Origin of the sequence: Arthrobacter sp. zg-Y820 (assembly GCF_030142155.1) — a bacterium.
GTDB lineage: Bacteria > Actinomycetota > Actinomycetes > Actinomycetales > Micrococcaceae > Arthrobacter_B.
The window spans coordinates 652,379-676,857 of the sequence record NZ_CP126247.1; the positions used below are offsets into that span (position 1 = coordinate 652,379).

At 57.6% G+C, this 24,479-nt stretch carries 11 protein-coding genes; 4 read left to right on the forward strand and 7 right to left on the reverse strand.

The annotated features are described in order from the left end of the window. Nucleotides 1-51: 51 nt before the first annotated feature. Entirely contained in the window at nt 52-1,203 is a 1,152-nt protein-coding gene (locus QNO08_RS02985; protein ID WP_229964433.1) for a TRAFAC clade GTPase domain-containing protein, read from the reverse strand. A 414-nt stretch (nt 1,204-1,617) separates the two neighbouring features. Here QNO08_RS02985 and QNO08_RS02990 point away from each other — a divergent pair, with 414 nt between their 5' ends. The 4 genes from QNO08_RS02990 (at nt 1,618) to QNO08_RS03005 (ending at nt 9,500) form a co-directional block, all read left to right on the forward strand. After that, a complete protein-coding gene (locus tag QNO08_RS02990; RefSeq protein ID WP_229964434.1) occupies nt 1,618-3,498 on the forward strand; it encodes a DUF262 domain-containing protein in 1,881 nt (626 codons plus the stop codon). Between the two features lie 222 nt (nt 3,499-3,720). Beyond that, the gene (locus QNO08_RS02995; RefSeq protein ID WP_269439116.1) at nt 3,721-6,837 is read left to right on the forward strand and encodes a DEAD/DEAH box helicase; all 3,117 of its coding nucleotides are present in this window, start codon (nt 3,721-3,723) and stop codon (nt 6,835-6,837) included. 487 nt (nt 6,838-7,324) lie between these two features. Next, the gene (locus QNO08_RS03000; protein ID WP_331461748.1) at nt 7,325-8,584 is read left to right on the forward strand and encodes an SPFH domain-containing protein; all 1,260 of its coding nucleotides are present in this window, start codon (nt 7,325-7,327) and stop codon (nt 8,582-8,584) included. 298 nt (nt 8,585-8,882) lie between these two features. Then, on the forward strand, nt 8,883-9,500 hold the full coding sequence (locus QNO08_RS03005; RefSeq protein ID WP_229964435.1) for a heavy metal-binding domain-containing protein: 618 nt from the start codon (nt 8,883-8,885) through the stop codon (nt 9,498-9,500). Nucleotides 9,501-9,682: 182 nt separating this feature from the next. On the opposite strand, the gene QNO08_RS03010 is transcribed toward QNO08_RS03005, so the two are convergent. The 6 genes from QNO08_RS03010 to QNO08_RS03035 all read right to left on the reverse strand — a co-directional run bounded on the left by QNO08_RS03010 (nt 9,683) and on the right by QNO08_RS03035 (nt 24,477). Continuing rightward, entirely contained in the window at nt 9,683-11,263 is a 1,581-nt protein-coding gene (locus QNO08_RS03010; RefSeq protein ID WP_229964436.1) for a nuclease-related domain-containing DEAD/DEAH box helicase, read from the reverse strand. A 527-nt stretch (nt 11,264-11,790) separates the two neighbouring features. Beyond that, nucleotides 11,791-13,650, reverse strand: coding sequence for a DUF262 domain-containing protein (locus QNO08_RS03015; RefSeq protein ID WP_229964437.1), 1,860 nt, complete (start codon nt 13,648-13,650; stop codon nt 11,791-11,793). A gap of 106 nt (nt 13,651-13,756) precedes the next feature. Next, entirely contained in the window at nt 13,757-14,545 is a 789-nt protein-coding gene (locus QNO08_RS03020) for a phospholipase D-like domain-containing protein (RefSeq protein ID WP_229964438.1), read from the reverse strand. Beyond that, on the reverse strand, nt 14,526-16,622 hold the full coding sequence (drmB, locus tag QNO08_RS03025) for an MrfA Zn-binding domain-containing protein (protein ID WP_229964439.1): 2,097 nt from the start codon (nt 16,620-16,622) through the stop codon (nt 14,526-14,528). Before drmB ends, QNO08_RS03020 begins: the two co-directional genes overlap by 20 nt. Beyond that, nucleotides 16,619-20,317 carry a DISARM system helicase DrmA gene (gene drmA / locus QNO08_RS03030; protein ID WP_229964440.1) on the reverse strand — a complete coding sequence of 1,233 codons (3,699 nt, stop codon included), beginning with the start codon at nt 20,315-20,317 and terminating at the stop codon, nt 16,619-16,621. Before drmA ends, drmB begins: the two co-directional genes overlap by 4 nt. Next, nucleotides 20,317-24,477, reverse strand: coding sequence for a DNA methyltransferase (locus QNO08_RS03035; protein WP_229964441.1), 4,161 nt, complete (start codon nt 24,475-24,477; stop codon nt 20,317-20,319). The genes drmA and QNO08_RS03035 overlap by 1 nt, the downstream gene beginning before the upstream one ends. Nucleotides 24,478-24,479: the final 2 nt, after the last annotated feature.

Here is a 24,479-nt window from a genome sequence, read left to right on the forward strand (position 1 = left end):
CGCGGAGAAATCGGAAACCCCAACTCCGCCCACGAGTGGCCCAGATCAGGCTCACCTACGGCTCCGGAGGAGGACCTGATCTTCTTCTGCTTTGTCCAAGTCCGCCCGGAACCCGGTTAGCGTTGCTGACAAATAATCCTGTCTTGCCAAAGCCTCGGAGTTGATCCCCCTTAGTTTATCCGCTGCCAACTTGACTGCTTCGTTCACAAGATTTGGTCCAATATGCTGCAGCAGATTTCCTATTGGGCCGGGCGCCTGGCCTTTCCGCCCGATCAGCGCGGCGGCCAAAGGGCCAACGCCAGCCAACAGATTCTGGGCCACTTTTCTTGGGATCTGCTTTGCCTCGGCCCACCTGACATGACGCTCGATTGGGAGCATTGCCGCGAGGGGCAAGATTAGCTTCAGCCCAACGCGCTCAGTGACCTCAATCTTGTCTGAGCCGAACTTGGCTGACGACAGCAGTACGAAGTCCTCGCCGACTGACAACGCGTCACTGGCTTCCACCAGCCCGGCGAGCACTTCCCGTAGCTGGGCCAGGTCATCACCGGCCTTTTCTATGAGGAGATCCCTGAACTTGAACACGTCCATTTCGGGAAGCAGATCGGACTTTGAGAGAGCCATGACCCAGATACGTGGAAACTCGACAAGAGGCTTGCCATCGTCCAAGAGATCGTCTTTGAGCGACAGCAATCCGTTGCGGAAATTGCTCAGCAACGATTTCAGGTACCGTTCCTCCTCGCCTGAGTGGTCAAGCAACCGCTGACTGTCCACCAGCAGTAGAGCTACATCAGAACCCAGCAACGCCTTGAATGTATCAACCTTGCGCTTGGCTTCTTCTTCCCCGCTCACATCCTCCTCGAACCACTCGCCCGGGTAGTCGTGCCAAACGAGGCGGAGGGCATCAGAGGGTCTCGCCTTCACCGCCTTAGCATCGAACGCTTCCTTTGGCTTCACTGAGAAAGAGTAGGAAGTGGCTGAGAATCGGGTGGGTGCGGGCAGGCGCGCTGAATCTCTCATGCCGAGGTAGTTTTGATGCAGTCGATTGCCTTGGCCAGTCTCGTTCGCCACGACGTTGAACAGACTCTTCTTCAGATACTGTGGCTCCTGTGCGGCTCCGTAAAAGGAAGAGATCATGACGGTTTTGCCGCTACCGCTCTCGCCGAAGACCGCGATGTGCTGCTCTAGCGCTCTACTTAGTTGCATTTGAGGAGCTTACACAACTTCTAGAGTTGGTTCGGGTGGAAAACGTCTGTTAGCGCTCTGTAGGTATGGCTGGAATTACTTGCTGTCAGTGAATTCTTCGCTTGGCAGCCGGCATTGTCATCCTATTAAGGGAGGATGGATCGCATCAGAAGGTCAGTGGCGAGATATTTATGGATCTTGTTTCCACGAGGGACGAGATAGATGTCCCAGGAAAAGAGCTGCGCTCACGCTGCCCAGGGTAGGTCCTGAGTCCTCGCGTAGATGCCCCCGTGGCACAGGGCGAGGTAGCTCCCGGGAGGGACTGCAATACTTTGAGATCTTGGGGTCTGTGTTCGTGACTTCAGCACCGGTTGTTCTCCTAGCATTCCCCCTCCGGCTAGACTCAGAGAAGGCTAGAGAAACAGGGGAGCAAGCTTGAAGAAGATTGACGGGATCGCGAAGTCCGTAAATGACATTCTCAAAGGAAACCGCTATTCAATCGATTACTACCAGCGGGAATATCGCTGGGAGTTCAAGCAGCTTCAAGAACTAGTTAACGACCTTACCGGTAGGTTCTCTGATGCCTGGGATTCGGCTCATGAACGTAGCGAAGTTGAAAAGTATCCATACTACTTTCTCGGCTCAATCATCGTTTCTGAAAAAGACTCTGCCTCCTTCATAGTCGACGGACAACAACGCCTCACAAGCCTGACTCTCCTTCTGACCTACCTGCGGCGGCTTCAAGATCAGCGCGCGGTTCAAGTACCCATCGATGACCTGCTGATGGTGGAGAAGTACGGTAAAAAGTCCTTCAACCTCGACGTTGCTGACAGGACTGAATGCATGACTTCCCTCTTTGAAACGGGGCGATTCAGCCCGCCGCCGGAGGCCTCGGAATCAGTACAAACCCTGGTAGCTCGCTATGACGAACTGGATGACACCTTCCCGGAAGAGCTAAGAGGCGACGCGCTGCCCTTCTTCATCGATTGGCTTATCTATAGGGTCCAGATCGTCCAAATCACCGCGTACACCGACGACGATGCCTACACGATCTTCGAGACCATGAATGACCGGGGGCTCAAACTGACTCCAGCCGACATGCTCAAGGGGTACCTGCTCTCCAACATCACCGAAGGGACTGCGCGGGCGACGGCAAATGACTCGTGGCGCAAGCGCATGCTGGAGCTGGGCAGTCTCCACAAGGACGGGGATTCCGACTTCATCAAGACCTGGTTCAGGAGCCAGTACGCCGAGAAGATCCGTGAGCGCAAGAAGGCGGCCAGACCTGAGGACTGGGACCGAATCGGCACAGAATTTCATCGATGGGTCCGGAATGACGCCGTTCGCTTGGGCCTGAGTAGCCAAGGAACCTTCTATGACTTCGTAATGAAGGACATGGATTTCTACAGTCGCCAATATCTCCGCGTAGCCAAAGCCTCGACCGGTGAATCGACCCCGTCCGGGTTGGAACACATCGGTTACAACGCCGATCGAGGCTTCACCTTGCAGCATCAACTACTCCTTGCGCCCTTACAGCCCGAAGACTCGCAGGAGACAGTGGATCAAAAATTGGCGCTGGTTGCACGCTACGTCGACATTCTCCTGGCTTGGAGGATCTGGAATTGGCGCAGCATTGCCTACTCCACAATGTCGTATGCCATGTTCGTAGTGATGAAGGATATTCGAGGACTCAGCGCCGAAGATCTAGCAGTCAGACTCCACTCCTTGCTGCTGAGTGAAACTGAAACGTTTGACAGTAACAATAGGTTCCGAATGCATCAGCAGAACCGTTTTCAAGTACACCGGTTTCTCGCACGCCTTACCGACTACGTGGCTGTGCAGTCCGGAGGAGCAAGCCGGTACAGGGAACTGACAAACGCTGCGAATGTTCGCTACGAAGTGGAGCATATCTGGGCGGACCATCCTGAGCAGTATCTCGATGAGTTCCCTCAGACCCACGACTTTTCAGAACACCGCAACCTCATTGGTGGGCTCCTCCTTCTGCCCAAGTCATTCAACGCCAGCTATAACGATGATGCCTACGAGAGCAAGTTGCAGCACTACCTGACGCAGAATCTTCTCGCTAGGTCTCTTCATTCTCAGTGCTATGAGAAGAACCCCGGCTTCGTGCAGTTCATCAAGAAAGGAAACCTGCCGTTCAAGCCCTATGACAGTTTCACGAAAACAGCCAATCTTGAACGCGGAGAGCTGTACAGAGACCTCGCGAAGCGAATCTGGAATCCCGACGACCTACTGGGTCTGGGAGCGAGTTCCGGCAGCGGAACGACATCCGGAGGAGCATCGACTGATGCGTAGCCCCAGCTGGTTCCTGGAGTGTGAATGTGGCTACAACGAGGAATGCACAATCCAGGTCAGGCCTGTTGGTTGAATACGACTATCCACGCTCGCTGACTCCACGCGTTTCAAATGTATTCAGAGTTGCAGCTACTCTCATCAGACAAGGCACCCTAAAATGGCTGCGCAAGAAACCAAGAAGGCTGGGCATTGCTGAACATCTATCGGGGAGAGCCAGAATCTTTGGCGGAAGGTCTCTACGAGCTACTGCACACGAAGGAACTTGCCGAGCGGATTGAGACGCAGCCGGAACTGCAGGCTGCGTTCGAGACGGTCTCGGATGATCTCTCTCCCGATGTCCTGGCGAGTCACATAGCCAACCAGGCGAGGCAGGCTCTGGCCGCGGCGGCCCCGGCCGATCGGGTGGCGCTGGCCAACAGCATCCTGAGCGACCTGCACGGTGCGGCACTGATTCAGGCTGGACCGCAGCAGCTGACATCGCTGTTTCCGCCCGAGGGGCTGAAGCGTCGCCAGCTCCGTCGGCCCGCAAGCTCCTTCAGCAGAGCCGCCCTGCTCACCAACGGTAAAGATGATCCCAGCTTGTCCTCGGAGCTCAACGCTGAACTGGCGTCTGCTGACCGGGTCGACATGCTGTGCGCGTTCATTCGCTGGACAGGGCTGCGGTTGTTGGGCAAGTCGCTGACCGAGCTCAAAGAGCGCGGGGTTCCCCTTCGGGTCCTCACCACCACCTATATGGGTGCCACCGAACGGCGGGCCATCGATGAACTGGTCCGCATCTACGGTGCGGAGGTGCGCATTAACTATGAAACCCAGGCGACCCGGTTGCATGCCAAGGCCTGGTTGTTCCGCCGGAATTCCGGTTTCGACACCGCATATGTCGGGAGCTCAAACCTCAGCCGCGCGGCGATGCTTGAGGGATTGGAATGGAACGTCAAACTCTCCGCCGTGGGAACCCCGGAACTGCTGCAGAAGTTCGAAGTGACGTTTGACAGTTACTGGGAGCAGCCGGAGTTTCAGCCTTACGACCCAGACCGCGACGGCGACAAACTGGACGCGGCCCTTGCCAGCAACGGCGGGAAGAAAACGTCCCTTCCGCAGGGTTCCACCGGACTGGAAGTGCAGCCGCACCCGTACCAACAGGGCATGCTGGAAGACCTGGAGGCTGCCAGGGACGTCCATGGCCACCATCGCAATTTGTTGGTCGCCGCCACCGGGACCGGAAAGACAGTCATCGCGGCCCTGGACTACAAGCGGCTGTGCGATGCTGCCGGCCGGAGGTTGACACTGCTGTTCGTCGCGCACCGGCAGGAAATCCTGGCCCAGTCCCTGCGCACCTACCGGAACGTGATGCAGGACGGCAGCTTTGGCGAGCTCTTCGTCGGCACACACAAACCCTCTGAAGGAAAGCATCTGTTCGCCAGCGTGCAGTCCCTCGCAGCGCGGGGAGTGGAGACTCTCAGCCCCGAGGAGTTCGACGTCGTCGTCATCGACGAGTTCCACCATGCCGAGGCGCCCACCTACCGCCGCATCATGGAACGTTTGGAACCGGCCGAGCTGCTCGGGCTGACAGCAACTCCGGAACGCGGCGACGGCGTCAACGTGGCCGACGCGTTCTTCGACGGCCGTGTCGCCAGTGAGCTCCGGCTCTGGGATGCGTTGGAAGCCAACCTGCTGGTGCCGTTCCACTACTTCGGGGTGGCCGACGACGTCGACCTCAGCCAGCTGGAATGGAAACGCGGCAACTACGACGCCGCGCAACTGAGCAACGTCTACACCGGCAACGACGCGCGGGCCGCCAAGGTCATCGCGGAAACCCGACGCACGGTCACCAGCGTTGAGGACATGAGAGCACTGGGCTTCTGCGTGTCCGTCCAGCACGCAAAGTACATGGCCGAGGTCTTCAATAACGCGGGAATCCCCTCGGCGACCGTTTCCGGTGAAACACCCGAACCGGACCGGGAAGCGGCGCTGCGCCTGCTGCGGGACGGGGAGCTGAACTGCATCTTCGCGGTGGACGTCTTCAACGAGGGCCTCGACCTGCCCGAGGTCGACACCATCCTGATGCTCCGGCCCACCCAGAGCTCCACCATTTTCCTGCAACAGCTGGGCCGCGGACTCCGCCGGTCCAAGGACAAAGCAGTCCTGACAGTTCTGGACTTTATCGGCCAGCAGCGGCGAGAGTTCCGCTTCGACAACAAGCTGCACGCCATCACCGGACTGCGGCGAAAAGGGCTCAAGAGCGCCATCGAAGAAGGGTTCCCATTCCTCCCATCCGGTTCCCAGATCGTGCTGGACCGTGTTTCGCAGGAGATCATCATCGACAGCCTCCGCGATCAACTGCGGAGCACCCGGCCGCAGTTGGTCGCTGACATCCGCTTCCACGGGGAAACCGGGTTGGCAGACTTCCTGCAAAAGTCCGGGCGCGGGTTGGAAGATGTGTACCGGAAAACCGGGGAATCCTGGACTTCATTAATCCGTTCTGCGGGATTGGCCGAAGCTGCCGCCGGACCAGCACAGCTGCTGAGAGGGGATGAACAGAGGTCGATTGCGGAGGAGACGCTGCTGCTCCGGCGCATGACCACACTGCTCTGCGTTGACGATCCCGAACGGGCTGAGGCCTACACCATGCTAGTGTCCCGGAACGCTCCGCGGTATGAGGAGCTGGGCCCGCGGGAGCAGACGTTCGCCCGCATGCTGTTCTTTGCGCTGTGGCCCGAGGCTGGGAAGTTCACCTCGTACGACGCCGGCCTCGACTTCCTGCGCAGCTATCCCACCGTGTGCGACGAGATTCGCCAACTGGCTGCCCTCGGCGTCGACCGGACTCGTTATGCGCCCAAGGGGCTGGGCCGCGGACTGGCGCATGTGCCCTTGTACTCGCACGCGACCTACCGGCGAGAGGAGGTCCTTGCGGCGCTTGGCTACCTGGCCGTGGACGGGCGGAAGGCCCGGCACCGGGAAGGCGTGGCCTGGTGCGAAGACACGCAAACTGATGCGTTCTTCGTGACGGTGGAAAAGGATGCCAAGGACCGGGCTGCCAGCATCATGTACAAGGACTACGCGCTGAGCCCGGACGTGTTCCACTGGGAGTCGCAGAACAGCACGTCTCCGACCAGTCCGGTGGGCCAGCGCTATCTGGACCACAAGGCTGCCGGCACGCAGATCCTGCTGTTCACCCGGGCCCGTGAAAACGACGAGTCAGGCTTGACGATGCCGTACGTCTGCCTTGGCCAGCTGGATTACATGCAGCACACCGGGTCGAAGCCGATCGCGATCACCTGGAAGCTGCAGCGGCCGATGCCGGCCGATGTTTACACGGAGGCCAGTGCCGTGGCGCAGTAATCCCGCTTAACGTGATCTAGGGAGGGACTATCAGAGCACAGTGACATGCTGCGCAAGGAGGATGCCCCCACCGATGCTAAACCGCGTCGGCGATCCGCTTCTCGTCGCCGATAATCGTCAACAGGAACCTGCCTGAAGAGGCCGACATAATGACGCGCGGGCGCCGGGTAAGTTCCTTGAACTCATTCACTAACAGGATGGCCGCCGGTCCAGCGTGGGAACACACCCCGTGAGGCGTTCAGCGGCAGGTGGCTCTTTCTGAAGGCGTACTCCCACATGTCCGCAGTCAACATTATTCAACACTGGGGGCTGGGATAGGAGGGAGTAGGAGCCCGGGTACATCGTCCAGACCTGAACTCCTAGTCCTGCCAGTGGAAGCCCGCCTTTGGCCGGCTACATTAGGGTTTCTGGAGCTATCCTGCTGTCGCAAGGCTTCAGCCGCACCCGTCGACCGCAGACCTGCGAGTGGTGAACATGAACGCCAACGGTGAGCCGCTATGCTTGGCCTGATACATTTTTGAGAGCAGATTGGTTTCTTGGATCTGTAGATGCTTTATCTATTGATAGGAAGAACGGGATGGGGCTCGTTAAGGCCGCTATTGACTCAGTTGGCGGAGCATTTGCAGGCCAATGGAAAGATTTTCTTACGGTTCCCGCGGAACTTTCCCCAACGGCCGCATTGTTCCCTGCTGTTCGGGCAGGTGCAAATGCAAATCGCGGTTCGGGTACCAGAGGGTCGAACGCCATTTTAAGTAACGGCTCCAAGATTGTTGTTCCCGAGGGCTACGGATTGCTCTTGTTTCAGGACGGAGAGCTGACGGCGTTCGCAGGCGACCCCGGCGCCTACATCTGGGCGTCCTCAGATATGAACTCACTTTCAATCTTCGCTGACGATGACCCGTCTGAGTCACTCATTCAGCAGTCGTGGGAGCGCTTTAAGTTTGGGGGGCAGCCCGGTTCACAGCAGCTGGCGCTTTTTGTAAACCTGAAGGAGCTTCCTAACAATAAATTCGGCACTCAATCGGAAATTTATTGGGACGACGCCTACTTCAACGCCCAGGTCGGCGCCCTCACTCACGGCACCTACAGCATCAGCATTACTGATCCCATCCTCTTCGCGAAACGTTTTGTCCCTGCTCGTTACTTGCAGGGCCAGGATATTTTCGATTTCACCGACAGGGGCAACTCGGCTGCGAGCCAGTTGTTCTCAGAAGTAATTAGCTCACTGGCCGCAGCTTTCAGCAGGTATGCAAACCATCCTGACCGAGCTAACCGCATGTCACGAATTCAGCAGGATTCGATAGGATTTGCCGAGTCCTTGTCCAGTGTGGTCGAGGAAGCCTATAAGTGGACATCAACTCGTGGGATTGGAATTTCCAAGGTAAACCTCGTCGGAGTCAAATATGATGAGAATACGAAGGAACTGCTTCGATCTGTTCAACGGGCCGATGCATTGGCGGGCACGCGAGGCAACGCAAACCTGCAGGCTTCCGTCGCAGCTGGTATGCAGTCTGCTGGAGAAGCCCGCGGGGCTGAGGGGCTACTGGGACTGGGTGTTGCGGCTGGATCCGTGAACCTTCCCGCGCTGATGCATCAAACACCAGCACCCGTAACTTCAACGTCCACTGCCGAGAGTGATTCAGATTTAATTACAGTCCTGGGGGGTCTGAAGCGAGCTTTCGAGGCGGGGTTAATTAATCAGGCCGAATTTGATGCGGCGAAAGCAAAGGCACTTGGACTTTCATAGACTCAAGGAATTTCAACTAAGAAGGTTTGATGAATCTCGTTGAATGCTCCCGATGCGGCAGCAAAGAACTTTTCGAAGAAGATGGACAAGTCATATGCGCCTTTTGTCGCTCCCGATTTATGCCAAACACTCCGGAGCATCCGCAAAAGGGGGCTGTGGTTGATATATTGTCAGACATTCAAGTGCTGCTTCAGAAATGCGAACGCGATCCGGTGAATCGGTTCCGATACGCGAGCTTGATTCTTGACATTGACCCGACAAATACAGAAGCAGCAAAGTACCTAAGATAGAGGATGCAATGAAAACGAAAGACATCGCGAAAAATCTCGGGTTGGAGTTGGGCACTTTCGACGCTTGGGTCAAACAGTCCGGATACCCTTACAAGTCGGGGTTGACAGGTATTGCTGTTGCTGACGATGTGAACGTGGACGAGCTGGTGGGTTATTACCGCGAGTACCTATCCCAGGAACAGGCGCGCCTTAGTCGGGAGCATGAACAACTAGCTAAGGATAACGAGAATGCAGCTCGAGCTGCACAGGAGAAGCAGCGGGCGCTGGCCAGCATGCTTATTACTTCCGGATTTAACTTCGATGGCTATTCCATTACGAAGTATTCGGGTTACATCTCCGGTGACGATGCAGTATCGATGAATCGCCCTACCCATGGCTGGCTCGGCGGGGTCAATGGAGAAGTCGGGGCGGACTTGTTGGCAGGGCTGGCGCACATTCGGCGCAACGCCCTTGCTGAACTAAAGGAAGCCGCGTACGCGCTTGGGTGCAACGCTGTAATTGGTGTCGATTTCGACTACCTGACGATGGATCCCGAGACTGCTTCTAGTTCCGGTGGTACGCTTTATCTTCCATTTTTGTTCGCGGTTACAGCGAATGGTAACGCCGTAATGATCGAGAAAAACTAATAAGTTTGGGCTGCTAATACTGGATCCTTAATTAGCGAAATAAGTTGAGGGGGTTGCGCGTGAGGACCCGCGCAACCCTCGGCTAACTTAAAGGCTAGGAACCCACATCCCAGCCCGCCCTAACGCCAGTTCCAAATCCCGACCTCCGGCTCGTGCAATCAGTTCCTGGTCGCCGACCACCATCAGCAGACAACGCGCCCGCGACAAGCCAACGTAGAGCTGCTCGGGAGCCCGGGCGAGGTCCTTGAACGGTTCACGCACAGGATCACCACTGACCGTTCCAACCCCTTGAAGCCGAGGACGTGCCCGTAGAACTCCTCGTCGTCGTCGTGAAAGGCCTGCCAGTACTCGGGAATGAGTTTGGACTCAAAAGCTACCTGATGCACAGGGTGCCGTTCCTTGGTGGTGAGCAGCGCGATCTGGTTCCGCGCCCAGCCTTCCTCGATCAACACATCCACGCAGTCGCTCGCGACGTCCAGCGCATCCTCGGTGGCGCAGTCGATCACCCGTACCGGTAGTCCGTCGCCGCCGCGGGGCAGAAAGTGCTCGCCGGAGAACCCCCGGAAGGTATGGGCGATGCGCTTGGTGTTCCGCAGGTTCTCGTCAATATGCAGCGTCACCAGGTTTGCCGTCGGGTCTACGCTGGTTCCGACAGTGCCGGCGTCCCACCGGCCGTAGACATTCTGCCGCTCGTCCATGAAGGCGAACACCCCGCCGTCGTCGGGCTTCTTCAGGCAGGCTAGCAGCCCCTCCCACCACAAGGGGGCGAAGTCCTGGGCCTCGTCGACGACGACGGCATCCAGCTTGGTCTCCACGTCCAGGGTCGAGGCGAGATCCTTGAGCAGACGGGGCATGTCCTGGTCGAAGTACTCCTGCCCGGCGCCGTCGGCGACGCCCAAGGATTTGGCGTACTCGTGGAACTCGCCGACGAAGACCGGCTTGGCCTGCCGCCAGGTGGAGACCTCGCGGCGCAGGTGCTCGGCCAGTCCCTTGTTGTAGCAGAACAGGCCGACCCGCTGGCCGTCCTTGGCCAGGCGCCGTGCCTTCTCGACGGCCAGCCAGGTCTTGCCGCTGCCGGCGCCGCCGACGAATCTGGCCCGGGGGATGGTGCGGGTGGAATCGAGCAGGACCTTCTGCCGCTCCGTGAGTTGGTCCTGCCGGGCCTCGAGCTCGTCGGCGTCGCCGGCGGGGGAGGAATCCGGGTCGAAGTCACCGGAAAGGTGGGGGACGATCCGCTCCAGGTACTTGGCGGCTAGCGCGCTGCCGCCCTGGGCCTCATGCTCGATGGCGTGGCGGATCAGCGCGGCACAGTTACTCATCCCGGCCTGGTCGATGATGAGGCCGCGGGGGATGCCCGCCATCTGCCAGTCCGCCGGAACCGTTGTGTAGGGAAGGCAGGCCATGTAGGCGAAGCGGCTGGTCAGCGGCGATCCCACCTGATCCTTGAGCCAGTCCTTAAGGGCGTGCTGGGCTCCCTGGGCCTGGGCTATCGGACTTGGCAGCTTGCGTTTGCCGCTGCGGTCGGACTGGTACCACTGCGCGTTCTCTACCGACACCAGTCCACCCTTGACCTCGATGGCGGCGAGCCCGACGCCGGGCCACAGGACTAAGATGTCGATCTCGTGCTCGGCCCGTCCGTGCCGCACCTGTACCGAGTGCGCCAGTACGACGTCGTCGGGCAGCTGGGCGCGCAGGGCGTCCCAAAGTGCCTTTTCGGCCAGTTGGCCGTCCTGAAAGTCTGGCTCGTCCGGTATGCAGTGCACGATTCCCCCTTATCGTGCCGGCGGCGATGCCGGCTCTTCGTAATCTACAGGCAGTCGTCCCATCGCTAGTCCTCAAACCAATGGGCCCGCTGTCGTCGGGTCCTTCAGACGCCAGCTCCTCATCGAAGCACTTCTGCCCGGACCCGTCGGGCACGCCCAGGGACTGTACATAGTCGTGGAACTCGCCTACGAATACCGGCCGGGCTTGCTTCCAGCCGGCAACCTCGGCGCAGATGCTCGCTGAGCCCCTTGTTGTAGCAGAACAGCCCGACGCGCTGGCCATCCTTGGCGAGGCGCTTGGCCTTCTCGACGGCGAGCCAGGTCGAGCCAGGGCTTGCCGCTGCCGGCGCCGCCGACGAAGCGGGCGCGGATGATTGAGCGGGTGGAATCCAGCAAGACTTCCTGCCGGGTGGTGAGCCGTTCCTGGTGGTCTTCCAGCTCGGCGGCATCCAGGCCCGGACGGTCCGTAGCGGCCAGGCCACCGGAGAGGCGGGGGAGGATGCGCTCAAGGTATTTGGCGGAGAGTTCTACTCCTCAGCGTGGCTCGGGGGTGGTCCCCATATGCGGATGGCCACTTCTGCCAGAGCTAGGGATCGGCGGTTGATGGCCTCTTCATTCCATAGGGGAGCATTAGCTACGTCGTAGTTGAGCACAAGGCTTTTCTGCTTCTGAAACTCAAGGCGTTTTATATCCCACCCATGGTTCGAAACATCATTATTGAATGCGCCTGTGACGAGCGTCAGGTTGCCAATTCTGTCAATGACTTGATCACGTTCTGCACTGAGCAGATCGTGCATGGGCTTCTGCCCACCGACTGCTGGGGCTGCGCCATTCTCGTCCAAGAGGGGCCAGTGCTCTACCCAAGCCCGCGGCATGATGTGTTCAATCTGCAGGCTGCCGTAGTCGACAGTCGCACTAGGCTCGTGCCGGTTCTCCGAACGGAGCTGCTGATCGATGGAACCAAGCAAGAGCCGAAGCCTTACTTGGGATGCACCCTTGTAGAACTGGCGACTGGAGAAAGCTTGGACCAGGTCTTCATCTTTCGGCCAGGTAAGAGAGTTGTCTCGGAGGGCCAGGCTAATCGTTTCGGGAACGTTTCTACCTGCGCCCAGTGCTTCCTTTGCTTCCTTGAGGACCTTCGCGAGCAGAGCTCCATATCCTCTGGTCTGCCATCCAGCGAAAGTGCGGCGAATCGCCCAGGACTCGACTGATTGCACAGCACGGATGTGATCGTCCGTGGGCAGTTGTGAAGATGAAATGGTAGCCAGCCAGGTCAATAGAGGAACGGCTGTAGTGATGTCGAGCGCGTGAAGCCGCTGATATGCGGTCACCAACCTCGAATCGGCGCTTGGGAGTTTGCCGTAAACAACCTGGTAGGCCTGGGCAAAGGTGTTGAGCTCTACTAATGCTTCCTCAGTAGAAGGCCCGCTATTCAAGAAGGCACGAGCTTCCCGATAAAGGTGCCCAACGTTTGTTTCGTTACCGGTAGCAGCGGTTAGCCATACGGAGAGCAACACGTCCCGTCGACCGCGAGCTGCATGTCCTCGTCCTACAGTTTCCTTCCACCATTCGTCATCGAACTGTGCCCAATACTTATCGTAAAGCTGCTCGACGTCCTCATTATCGAGCTCCGCCCTCATGAATAGGAGATTCTTCACGAGATCGATTGCAGATAGGGGAGTCTGCCGACCGTTCAGTACTTCGAAAATCACTTGGGCGTCGTCGTTGTCGTCGAGATCGATCACCACCAGTTTGAACAAACTTGAGAGGGCGTCCGCGAGGGCGGTTAGTTTCGGCGCACTGACGTCGCCCGTGGCTTCGCGTGCGTACTGGAGGCTCCTCGAGGAAAAAAATGTACGCGCTTGCATATATAGGTGGCGATGGGTGTCACCTGGTGTCTCGTCGGCCATAGCCCCCGGCCAGACATCCCTATCTCGCCGGCGGGGCCACAACTTGTAAACCTCCTCGGCGGACTCAACAACATCGCTTGGGTTGAAGAGCATCCGACGTACTGACTTTTCCCGCTCCGAGTTGTGCTCAATCAGAACATCAAGCAGACCCCGGATAAGCAGCTGAATTGTGGTTAGGCGCTGCTGGCCATCGATGACGGAGCGTAGAGCCACCCCGCCTGTGGGGAAGGGCATGCTTGCGCATACGATCGCGCCAAGGAAGTGTGGCGGTATGTTCTGTTCTAGCTGGGTTCCTCGGGTTCCATCTTGCCGGTGATTCCTCGCGGCAAGCAGGCGATCAGCGGCGGCCTCAAGGTCATCGAATAGGAGTCTCCACTGGCCGTCCAAGGTCCACTCGTAGTCCCGCTGGAATGTTGGGATAACATATCGGCGCTCCGGCTTGAGGATGTCCTGTAACGGGTACGTCTTGGCATCCATCTAGAATTGCTCCACTCTTTGTTGGTGCGGCACGTAAGGCCAAAGGATTCGAATGCCGCAGGAGAATTGTCGGTAACCTGTACGCTCTTAGGATTTTTTGACGACTTTATGAGACGCGGCTGCCAGGCTCCAAAACCGGCACCAGCACGCCTTGCATTTCAAAGGCCTGAATATCTCGAAGAATCTTCCTGGCCAGTGTTCGGGAGTGGGCTTGCAGACCCAGTTCAACATTCTTTTCTATCGCCGCATCACTGAAGTTTGCACTCCCGACGAACGCCCAATCGGCATCGACGACGACAAATTTGGAATGCAGCACCTGGTAAGTCCCGTCTGCGGCGTCTGCCAGGGTCAGTAGCCTGCAGCCCGGAATCTCGTGGCTTAGCTTGATCGAGAGTTTCATCATCCCCTCCGACGGGCCGTAGATCCCACCTGGCGTGGCCATCAGAGTGACCGCCACGCCGCGACGCGCGGCCGCACTCAGGGCTTGAAGCACTCGGCTCTTCAGCTGGAGATTGAACGTCGATGCAACTATAGATTCTCTCGCCTTGCCAATCTCATGGAAGATCGCCGAAGTGCTAAGCCCAGCGACCTGGGCAGTCGCAGGCATTGTCCATACCGTCTCAATTTCAGCCTGAGATTGTTCACGAGCAGCAAGAATTGCGGCAAACATCCCTGCCCGGTGGCCGGCACCGGTCTCACCCAAGCCGGCATCACTGAGCAAGGCGGTGACTTGCTGAATCTTACTTCCGGAAAGCTGCTTTGCGGCCATTGCGCAGCTCTGACCCATCTCAAAAGCGGAAACCAACTTCTTCAACTCAGCTGGTGTGAGGATCTTGCCGAGCTCCCTAAATGGTTCAGCCCCCCTATCGGACATCTCATACAGCCAGAAGCGCATGGAACAGGCTGGGTACCTTTTCCCGGCCGACTTCCCTCGACGCAGGTAGGTCGACTAAGAACCGTCGATCGAGAAATCGGTTGGAGTTCTGGCAGGAGGTCTCTGAATTAAACAGGCAACAGTGACAAGCTGCACCATGTAGAAAGTCTTCCGGATCGTGGGGAACGCGCTGGCCACATACAGGATCAGAGGAGCACCGGGACGCACGGAGCAACGCGTCGTGGATCAGTTTGCCTAATTTGGCCGGGTCACTAAGCGCTACTAGTCCGCCGAGCGTCCCTTCAGAGTCGGGAGCCGTTGTGGAAATCAATACGCCCGCCGCTGGCTGAAGTACGCCGTCGCCCTTCCACGCGTACAGTCGTTCCCCGATACTGGCAGAGCTGTATCCACTCCGAAGGGTCATTTGACGGATAAGCGCATGGGAAAACGTATGTACCGCCCAGAAACGGGGCGGCGGAAACCTATCGTCGGGGTTCCCGATTTGTGCCGTCTCAGATTGCCGGTTGTTCCAGTTCCGTCGATGGGCCTCTTGGTGTCGCTCCCAAAGAACGGTGTCTTCAACCTGTTTCTCCCAGGCCGCTACCGTCTCCTCATCGAAACGTATGAAGATTCCCTCACCTCGGTCCTCCGTTGCCGGTACCCACTCAGGCTTCGTGCGCCGAAGCGGCACCACCCGGCTTTTCTGGTCCGAGATTCTGTCCAATGCATCTATACGCGTGAACCCAATCAGGGCGTTAACCTTCTTGAGCTTGTTTACCGCCCCAACACCCGCAACAATACGGTCGGATCCGGGAGGAGGGGCGACGTCCTCGATCTTGAATTCTGATGTAGCTGCAATTTTTGGAAACTGGCCGGGGTCACTTAGCACCCGCCATTCCGGATCGAGAAGTCTGACCTGGTCGAATGCGGGAGCATCCACGTCCGCCACATCGCTCAGGTCTTCTCCACTAGAGGCGAGATTCACGGCCTCCACCAAAATTTCGTCTGTGAGGTCTTCAACGGGTACCTGACACTGCGCCTTTATCAGTGCGCGCATGGCATCGATTGCTTTTGCCGGTACGAGAGACTGGATTGTCGCCAGATCGGAAGCGTACAACGCACCCTTGAGCTCTCGTGCCACCTCTACGGCTGACCGGTCAACTTTCCGGGGCAGCACCAACGTAGACACTAGTGACGAGAACCAGAGATTGGCAGCACCAATCATGAGGGTCTTGACCTCTTCACTGCATCCCTTCGGATCGAACCAGTCCAGATGCGGATGGCGTGCCCTGCAGCGGGGCAATTTCCGCTGTGCAACGGGGCCGTAGGCCTCGTTCATGAACCGGAATTCCTTGCAGGACAAGCATGTGATCTTTGTCAGGTTGGAGCTTCCGAGATCTTGGAGTTTCAGCGATGGAACGGCCGCCTTCGCGCACTTCTCCCCGCGATGAACCCATTCCACATACGGAAATTCATCAACGTGTCCGTTTGCGCAGACTAGGAGGAACCTGGCTGGGACCGCGGGGCGAGCCAGTCCTTTGGCGGTTGACTTCGGCCTGGGCGAAGCTGCTTCTGCGGCTCTGGAGCGTCCAAGACATCCTTCGTGGGTAAAGCCGGCTTGGTCCGGCCGGAACGGGTTGGTGTTTTTGTACGTGAAAATCGAACTCGAGACTCTTGCCAACCGGTCGCAGCCGGTACACCTCAACCATTGAGGAAAGACGCGGGCGGGAACGCCTAGGTCCTTGCCTTCGTCCTTGTAACTGTTCCCCGTGGGCTGCCAGGGAAACGGGCGAAGCTGTTCCACCTGCGGGCCCAGATGGCCGCGCACGACATCGAGCAATCGGGGCTCACTGATAGTGGTTTGGTGTTCCCGGCGTGCGTATATCTTGTCCCATGCGTCAAGCCCTGCAGGCATCACTGTCATGTTTGGCAGATCCACGATTGCTCCCACACCTGACGAGTAGAGGAGGGCATTTGGCCGTTGTCCGCTAACCTTTGCCCGGTTCTTGCTATTGGAAACCTCTGCATCTCCTAGCGGATCGAGATCTGCTCCAGGATCTTCGGGATGGTCCAGTGCATCCATAACTTTCTCGGTCACTTGTTACCTTCCTCAGCCGGGAAAACCCATTTCACGGCCCCGATCTGGGCGTCATTGGCCACGAGGTTCTCCTTGATCGGGCTCACAAGAATGTTGATTTCGGGTTGGACCTCGCGCATGGAATTGGCGACGCGGAACAAATCGTCCATGTTCTTTGAGTCCAGTTCTTCCGGGCTTTTTAGTAGGAATGCGTTGGCATTCGCGTTGACACTTGTGGGCTTGGTGAAGCCGAGGTCAGAAGATGCCTCTTTTGCCCTCTTGTCCCAATAATTGAGCCGCATCTGGATGAGGTCTTTGAAGCGCTCGGCCTGGTGCTCTTCGGACGCTGCTTCCACTCGCAACAGAAGTCTCGAGATGATTTTCTCGACTTCGGCGTATCGGGTACTGACCAGGCCAGCTTTCTGCTCGGGGTTCAGCGAGTCGCTGCCCACGGATCCCTCGATCACCCGCACCGCCGAGACGAGCAATCCAGCGACACCACGGTCCATTGACGTCTCGGAATAAGGTGTCACCGACAAAGGCTCGACCTGCGAATAAAAGGTGTGGTGGTAATGCTGAAACTGCTCGAAGTGCGCCAAATCTCGAGGCCGGGTCCAATTGCCTAGGGAGACGACCAAACCGGGTTTGCTGGCAACTCGCCCTACGCGGGACGAAGCCTGAATGTACTCAGCTGTGTTCTTCGGCTGACCGACAACCAGCATCAATCCCAGCCTGCCGACGTCGACGCCAACCTGCAGCATCGACGTCGCCAGCACGACGTCGTACGGATAGGGTCCTCTGGCAGAAGGGGGGTTCTTTCCCGCGTCACGAGCGTCTCTCCAGGCTTTGCGAGCCTCTGTCGAATGTGTGGTGGAATCGAACTCGATTGCTAGCTTGTCCAGGGTTGTTTTGATGTCATCGGACGAAATGCGCGAGGTTAGTTCGCCGTATTGCAATTGATAGGACGTTATGCGTTGGGTGAAGCCCGAGTCCTGTCGGGGCCGTCCGACCGCGGTGGTCACATCATCGGCGACGTACCGGCTCATACCAGCGAGCTCGCGGGTGGCGCTGAAGTATCCCACAAGGGTCATATAAGGGTCAGCAGCGTTTCCGAAGTCGTCCAGAACCTTCTGCCCGGATAAGAGCAGCAGGGATGCGAGTGAGATTTCCGCCGTTGTTAGGCGGACGCCCTGGGCGCAGACGCCAATGTAGCGACGACCAGGGTTCTGTTCAGAGACAGGCAGTTCCTTCGAGAAGAACGTGTCTTCCACGTCGAGGACCTGCGGCGGAAAAACGCTGGGAACCCGTCCGTACAGCGCGCGCACTTGTTCGTGGGCGTTCCGTACAGTAGCTGTGGACGCGATGATAAGTGGCCGTATATCCCGCCCTTCGGCATCTGTCCATGAGCTCACGACGTCGACGACCGACTCGAAGAGCCCGACGGCGGTCCCCAATGCCCCGGCGATGAGGTGCAGCTCGTCCTGGATTATGAGGTCAGGTGGTCGCAGGCGACTGCATTCGACCACTGTCGCCGCGGGCACCGTCGCTTTAGCATTGTGTTTTTCGGCACCCCCGCAGGCCTGGGTATCCCCGTGCACATAACCGTGGCGTTCACAGTACTTGCGAACGTACCCGAAAAGACTCGCGGCTTCTCCTTCCCGTGATAAGCGGGCGAATTTATCTACGGTACCTAGGAGGAATGTCGGCGGATAACGATAGATCTCTTCATCAACGGTCAGGATGGGCAGGCCTGGATTTGCCCACTTACTGCTCCGTCCCTTGGTGAAGGGGCAATCCTCATCCTCGTCCCCACAGTAGACATATATACGCTGACGATCTGGGTCGGCTTCCACATGGCTACGCCCGTCAATCGCCGTTCCGCACCACGGGCAACGGCTCACCTGTAGAACAGTGAGTCCGTGCGCCTTTGCATTGTTGTTTGACCTGACCTTGTCTATTTGCTCCTTCGCGTCGTCGAAGCGCTTTGGGCTTACGTTCATTCCGACCCACAACCCGATTGTGAATGGGACGCTTCCCCACTTGTCGGGGTCGGATTGGCGGATCATCTCGGCGGCGCAGACCAGGGCCGTTGCACGCTGGAACTGCTGGGCGGTGAGAAGCCTCAAGGTGTATCGCATGAGGACTGCGACGCCAGGTTCACCTTCGAGCTGTGTGATTCCGTCGCCGGCGGTCACGGCTCCTTGTAAGCGCCGGATGGCGAACGTAAAGGCAGCCAGGCCGAGATAGGCCTCAGTCTTACCACCACCGGTGGGGAAAAAGAGCAGCTCAACGTTGGCCGCAGCGCTTGATCTGCGGGGATGGTGGGGTTCCACCATGGAGGGGATTTGCATCAGAATGAATGCCAGCTGGAAGGCTCGCCATGCAGGCGCTCGGTATTCCGCGTCTGATAGTACGTATTGTCTAGAGTCCTCGAGGGAAGCGGCGTCCCCTGAAGCCCGCACTTGTGCAACTTGCGACTGAAAGCGCTGATCTCGCATTGCAGCATTCATGAAGTGGAAAGAATCGAGGGCTGCGGCGTTTCCCGCGAGATAGCTGATTCCCTCGATCAAACGGTTGCGAGCGAAGTCAGCTTCTTCAATTAGGGTTTCCGCAGTCCGGCGGAGATTGTCCGGAAGCGATCCGGTTTTCGTCCTCTGTTCTATGAGCCACGTGGAGTAGCCAGTGGCGAGAGGCATGAGGGCGGTCTCCACATCGGCTGCGTCGATCATCGCGAGCTTATCCATGTCCAGCTCGACGTCTTTCATCGACGGCGCCTGTGTCTGCGGTATCTCAGCGACGGGTAGCCAAGATGTTTGCACAGACCGTGCTCGCCGTGCACCCGCATCCACAGTCCAAGTCACAGAGCAAGTGCGGCCGACGGCAAACTCCAACCGGTTCCGGTACTGAAGGGCCAAAGCCTTTTCTTCGTCGTCGAGATGAGGCTCGATGTCCTCTGCGAGGTAGTCATGGCTCGGAAGAAAGACAGGCGAATCATCGACGTCGGTAACGAGCAAATGGGTCTGGAAAAGCCAGTCGTAAAGCGGGATCTTTGCGGATGTCGGTAGGTCATTGCAAAGGGCGAGCTCGATCAGCTGAGTCCCGTCAGCCTGAAGATACCGGTCGACCTGGAGTATCACAGGTTTGGAGAGGTGAACCCGTTCGGTCACTCCCGGAACGATCGAACCCAGGTTGAGGGTTTCCTCGATCCTGAAAGGCTCACGCTGATAGGTCGTCCTGGGTTTTTGACCTTGCACGCCCACGGAGGTTTCCGCCGGAGGCTCCGAGACGACGGTACTGGTGTTGTAACGTCCCCACGATGCGACAACCCGAACTGCATCCACCTCGGCAGGAAGACGGAACCGAATGCCCATGGATGAAGGCGCCATCAAGCCCTTCTTTACGGACTTCACCGAGGAATCGTCGGCATCCTCGGTTTCATCTTCGTTGTCCTCTTCGGCCTCGACCGACACACCTCTTTGCGCCTTGGGATCACCCATTGCAAATCGTTGGGCGGCATTATCACTCGGGTCTTCCGGCGAAAGAGTCGCCTTGCCCTCGATCACTGCAGTTTCCAATGCCGATGGCGCTAACACGCCTACCAGGTAAGCGTCCCGCGGGCTCTGTGTGAGCGTTTCTTTTTCACCAAGTCTCGGTCCCAGCAGATTCAAGCGCAGCAGATCGGCGAATTCCTCGCGTGCCTCGAACGAGTTTGGCATCAAAACATCCTCTCCTGAGCATCAGTCGTCCCAGGTAGTCGACGGTTAGTCCCTGATCGTCTCGCTTTATTAGGAACCTCGTTATGCAACTCAAGTAACGACCGGCGGTGGTTCTCTTGGAGTAGTCTGTCCAGCACTTGCCGTCGGGCATCGGGGGCGATGGTCCACTTTTGAACTTTATTGTAGACATGGAAATCGTGACCGAGTGCTATATCAGTCCATCCATAAGCGCTCAGCATCGCCTCATCGAGAGCCCTAATCATATTCCGCATATTATTTATCTGGTCATCCGTCCGACAGTCGGGCGAATTGATGAGCCCATATAGCTTCGTTAGGCCGAGTTGGCGCTCGATCATCACCTCACTTCGCAATTCGTCGAACTCTTTACCTATTTCTTCCAAAGCAGTGGTCAACTCAGGAAATGGAAACGTTTGCAGAACGGACTTGGGTGTATAGACAGGATTTGATCCCTTGGTAAGCCCATACTCTATTACCCACTGTACGTGGAAGCTCGAGCAGATTGCCGCAAAAAACGCGTAGCTCTCAGGTGTGAATACGACTAACTGTTGATCGAACGTGTTGTCCGCTGCAACGAATACGGGTGCGAGGGCCGGGCTAACCTGTGCGATTACCAGAACACGGGAGTTTTGAGCGATTGAATGCGTGAGCCCTGCACTCTTTTCGGCGAACTGCCACCACCGCTCGCGACGCGCTTTTCTCGTATTATTCATCCTTACCGGATAAACGAGTTCGCGGACTCGGGACATAGGCTCTACGAACTTTGCAGCCGCATCATACGTACGATTGCCGAAGTTGATAACCCATTTTTGCGATACGCCGTCAACTAGTGAATTGAGATCTTCGCCGATCAGGTAGGGTGTTAGAACCGACCTATTGATTGGGTCCTTCTCTATCATATTTAGTGCGGATTCGCGGGATAGAATAAAGCCGGGCCCCAATAAAATGCATCCCTGATAGGCGAGTCCATCATTCTCAAAAAGCTTCTTGGGGGCGCCGGCAATGCTGTCCTCCGTAGCAAGCGTCGAAAGTACTTTTCCCTTGTTCCCGTCAGAGGAAGTTTCCGCACCTGGTTCGAGCGGTGCAAGGGAACCCCACACGGCACTATATCGAACAGATGCTGATTTTGCCGGCCACTTTTCACTTCGAATAGCTCTCCTAATAATTAGACCAGACTGGAGGAGGGGATCAAGTGCTACTTCCCTCGTTGCTCCTTGTGCGACGGAATCAGTGCCTATCAATCCCAATTGTCCGACTTCCGGACGCAACAGTGCCGCAGCACGAAGAAAGAAGTAGCCTACGAGGTCCGAACTGCCACGCCGTCCATGGGCGATAACGTAAACTAACCAATTTCTAAAATTCTCACCCATTGAACCCGTTAGTTTTTGCCCACCGAGGAAGGGTGGATTTCCGACAATAGCGTCGAACCCTCCGTGCGTTATCATTACATCCGGAACTTCGATAATCCAATGGAGGGGCTTCCACCGGATGTAATCCGTTTCCACCGTAGGGGCCAGGCCTGACCCAGTTATGGAGGTGAGCATCGCACAGTCGGCGTCTGCAGGCGCGTTCGGGTACGCCCTCAAAAGTGCAAACGCGAGATTCTCGTAGACCTCATCTGACGTTTTACTAGGCTTGCCTCCGTTTAGGAGGCCGGCCGCGACGATCCCATCGGCGATCGCGCGGAGTTGCTCTGTCACTTCTTTTGACTCGGCGAGAAGCATTTTCTTGTGTCTAGCACTTCTCTGCGGGTCGAGGTCGGCCTGGTCGGCAATCGGTGTTGCGAGCTGTGCTCGGATATCTGCAGCCTTTTGCAGCGGCGAATCCACGTCCACCGTGAAACCAGGGTTAGCGAGTCGCCTCGCCGAAGGATCTATATGCAGTCCGCGCAACTGCTTGAGGCTAGTGAGTCCGAGCAAGGAATTGCCGTGCAGAACCTTGTCATCAACGAAGCTGAATGGCTTTTTGGGATCGAGGGAAACCAGCCATAGAGAGAGTTTGCACATCTCTACGGCCATTTCGTTGATGTCGGCACCGTAGAGGCACTGAGAGACCACTTCCCGGATGGCTAGGTTGAGATCGCGGCGAGATGTTTCGTTGGCCGTCGTGGATTCCTGCTGCCATGCTTCCAAAAGTCGTTCGCCTAAGTACCTCGCGGCCGCGACCAGGAAGGCGCCCGATCCAACCGCGATGTCGGCGACCCGAAGGTTCAGGATTTCCGTAGAGCTCTTGAGCTTCCATAGGGATGAGTCCGCGGTCTGGAGGGGGCCAGGCTCATAGCACAGTGGTTGTAGGGCGTGAAGTACTACTTCCTCGGCAAGCGAGCGTGGCGTGTAGTGGGCTCCGGCATTGGCCCGCGACTTGGTCTCGTGAACAACTACGCCCCCTTCTGGCACTACGTAGGGGATGCCACGAAGATCTCGGCGGATGAGATTTCCCCAGCTGGCGATTTCGTGACGCCGCTCTTCATCGTCTATGAGATGACGAATCTTGAGGTCGACTTCTTCCGTCTGTGGTTCGTCGATCGCTGAAAGCGTCTTCGCCAACTGGGCCGGGGTTTTGGGGTCTGCCCCGGGCTGATCCGCTTTCCAGAATGAAATGAGCTTCCTGGCCAGTGTCTCATCGTCGCCACCGGATACCCGGTACAGCTCTTCCAGCTTGGCGAGGGTGATCTCGGGTTCCGCTCCAGGCTTCCCCACGATTCCGAGGACGATCTGCCCTGTTGGCACCCGCTTGCACGTGTAACCAATGAGGCCCTCGTAGATGTACCCGATCTGTTCCACATCGATATCGCGGAACGAAAGCTTCTGTCGTGTTGCAGTCCGCCCAGTGCCCGTTTCGGCGTATTGAACGGAGCGCAATACCTCCAGCATGACACGGTCGCTGACACGAATGGCTAAGCCCGCGGACGTGCTGCTGCCTTCCATCCAGGGGAAACGCTCGGGATCAAAGAGCGAACCCCCGTATGCCGGCATGCGTACGTCGTCAAACGAGGCACCCTCGTACAGCGCTCGGCTTGCTGCTAACAACCGATGCCACACCTCGGTCCGCTCCAGCGATTCATCGCCGTCATGCCGTTTACGCTCATCAAGTTCGTTCAGTTGCCCAGCCATCGAATAAGATGTGCGATACATTTCTCCGGTCGGCATGAGCCCACGTTCTTCGGCAAAGAGTAGGAAAACTACCCGCATCATGACCGTAACTGCAGCCTCATAGACGCTATGAGTATCGGCGGGAAGGGGGTCGCGCAACCCCCTTCTCCTTGCATTCAGCGAGTTCTCCGAAAAAGCCTGTACCAGTAGTTCAACGGCGCTGCGTACCTGGGTTCCTAGTGATTCGGTGATCTGTTCGGCGTCCAGCAGACTGTCGGCAATCAGCGCGTCGAGGCGGTGGCTCAAATCTGCCCCGGAGAATGACTTGAGGTTGGCGAGGTTGATATAGGCATCCCTCGTCAGCAGATCACTCGCCCAGTTCAATCCGTCGGTGATGCCGCTGCCAATGGTCGAAACCCTAGTGGCGTCCTTGCGGGTGTCTGCCCAGACCACCGACCACCACCGGCCATCAGTCACAATTCCACAAGGGATCTCTGCCTTACGGAGCATCTCTCCCATGCGGTCGATCAGGTTCGCTGACCAGCCGTCCTTGCCGTCCTGTCGCAGACTCTCTACCGGGTCCACAGTCAGGAGCAGGGCACGGGTCTTGCCGTCCCTCAGAAGCCTGCCAGTGGCTGACGTAGTGACAGTCCCCATGGGGTTGCGAGCGGTGAATTCTGGGTTCGGTTTGGCAAACGTCTCGTATCGTTCTCCCCATTTGCAGAGGTCCCGGAGCACAAAAGACACCCAATCACTTTGAGTGTCGCGGAACTGCTTCAAGTGTGTGTTCAGCTGTTCTGTGTCCGTTGAAAGTTCGGTCAACGCATCAAGGCGGGCGGCATCCAGGGCGTCGTATGCCTTTATGAAGTCAGCGAAGCGAAGCTTGAAGGCCTCGTGGGCCTCAGCGGAAAGCCGGGGAACGACGTCACCCCATGCCTTTTTCGCCACGGGGACCGAGATGAACGGACCTTCGATGTCAAACGCCTGAATCCAGGAGGCATGTGACGTCTGAATTTTTTGCTGAAGTGCGTTGCGTGCTGCAATGTTCATCG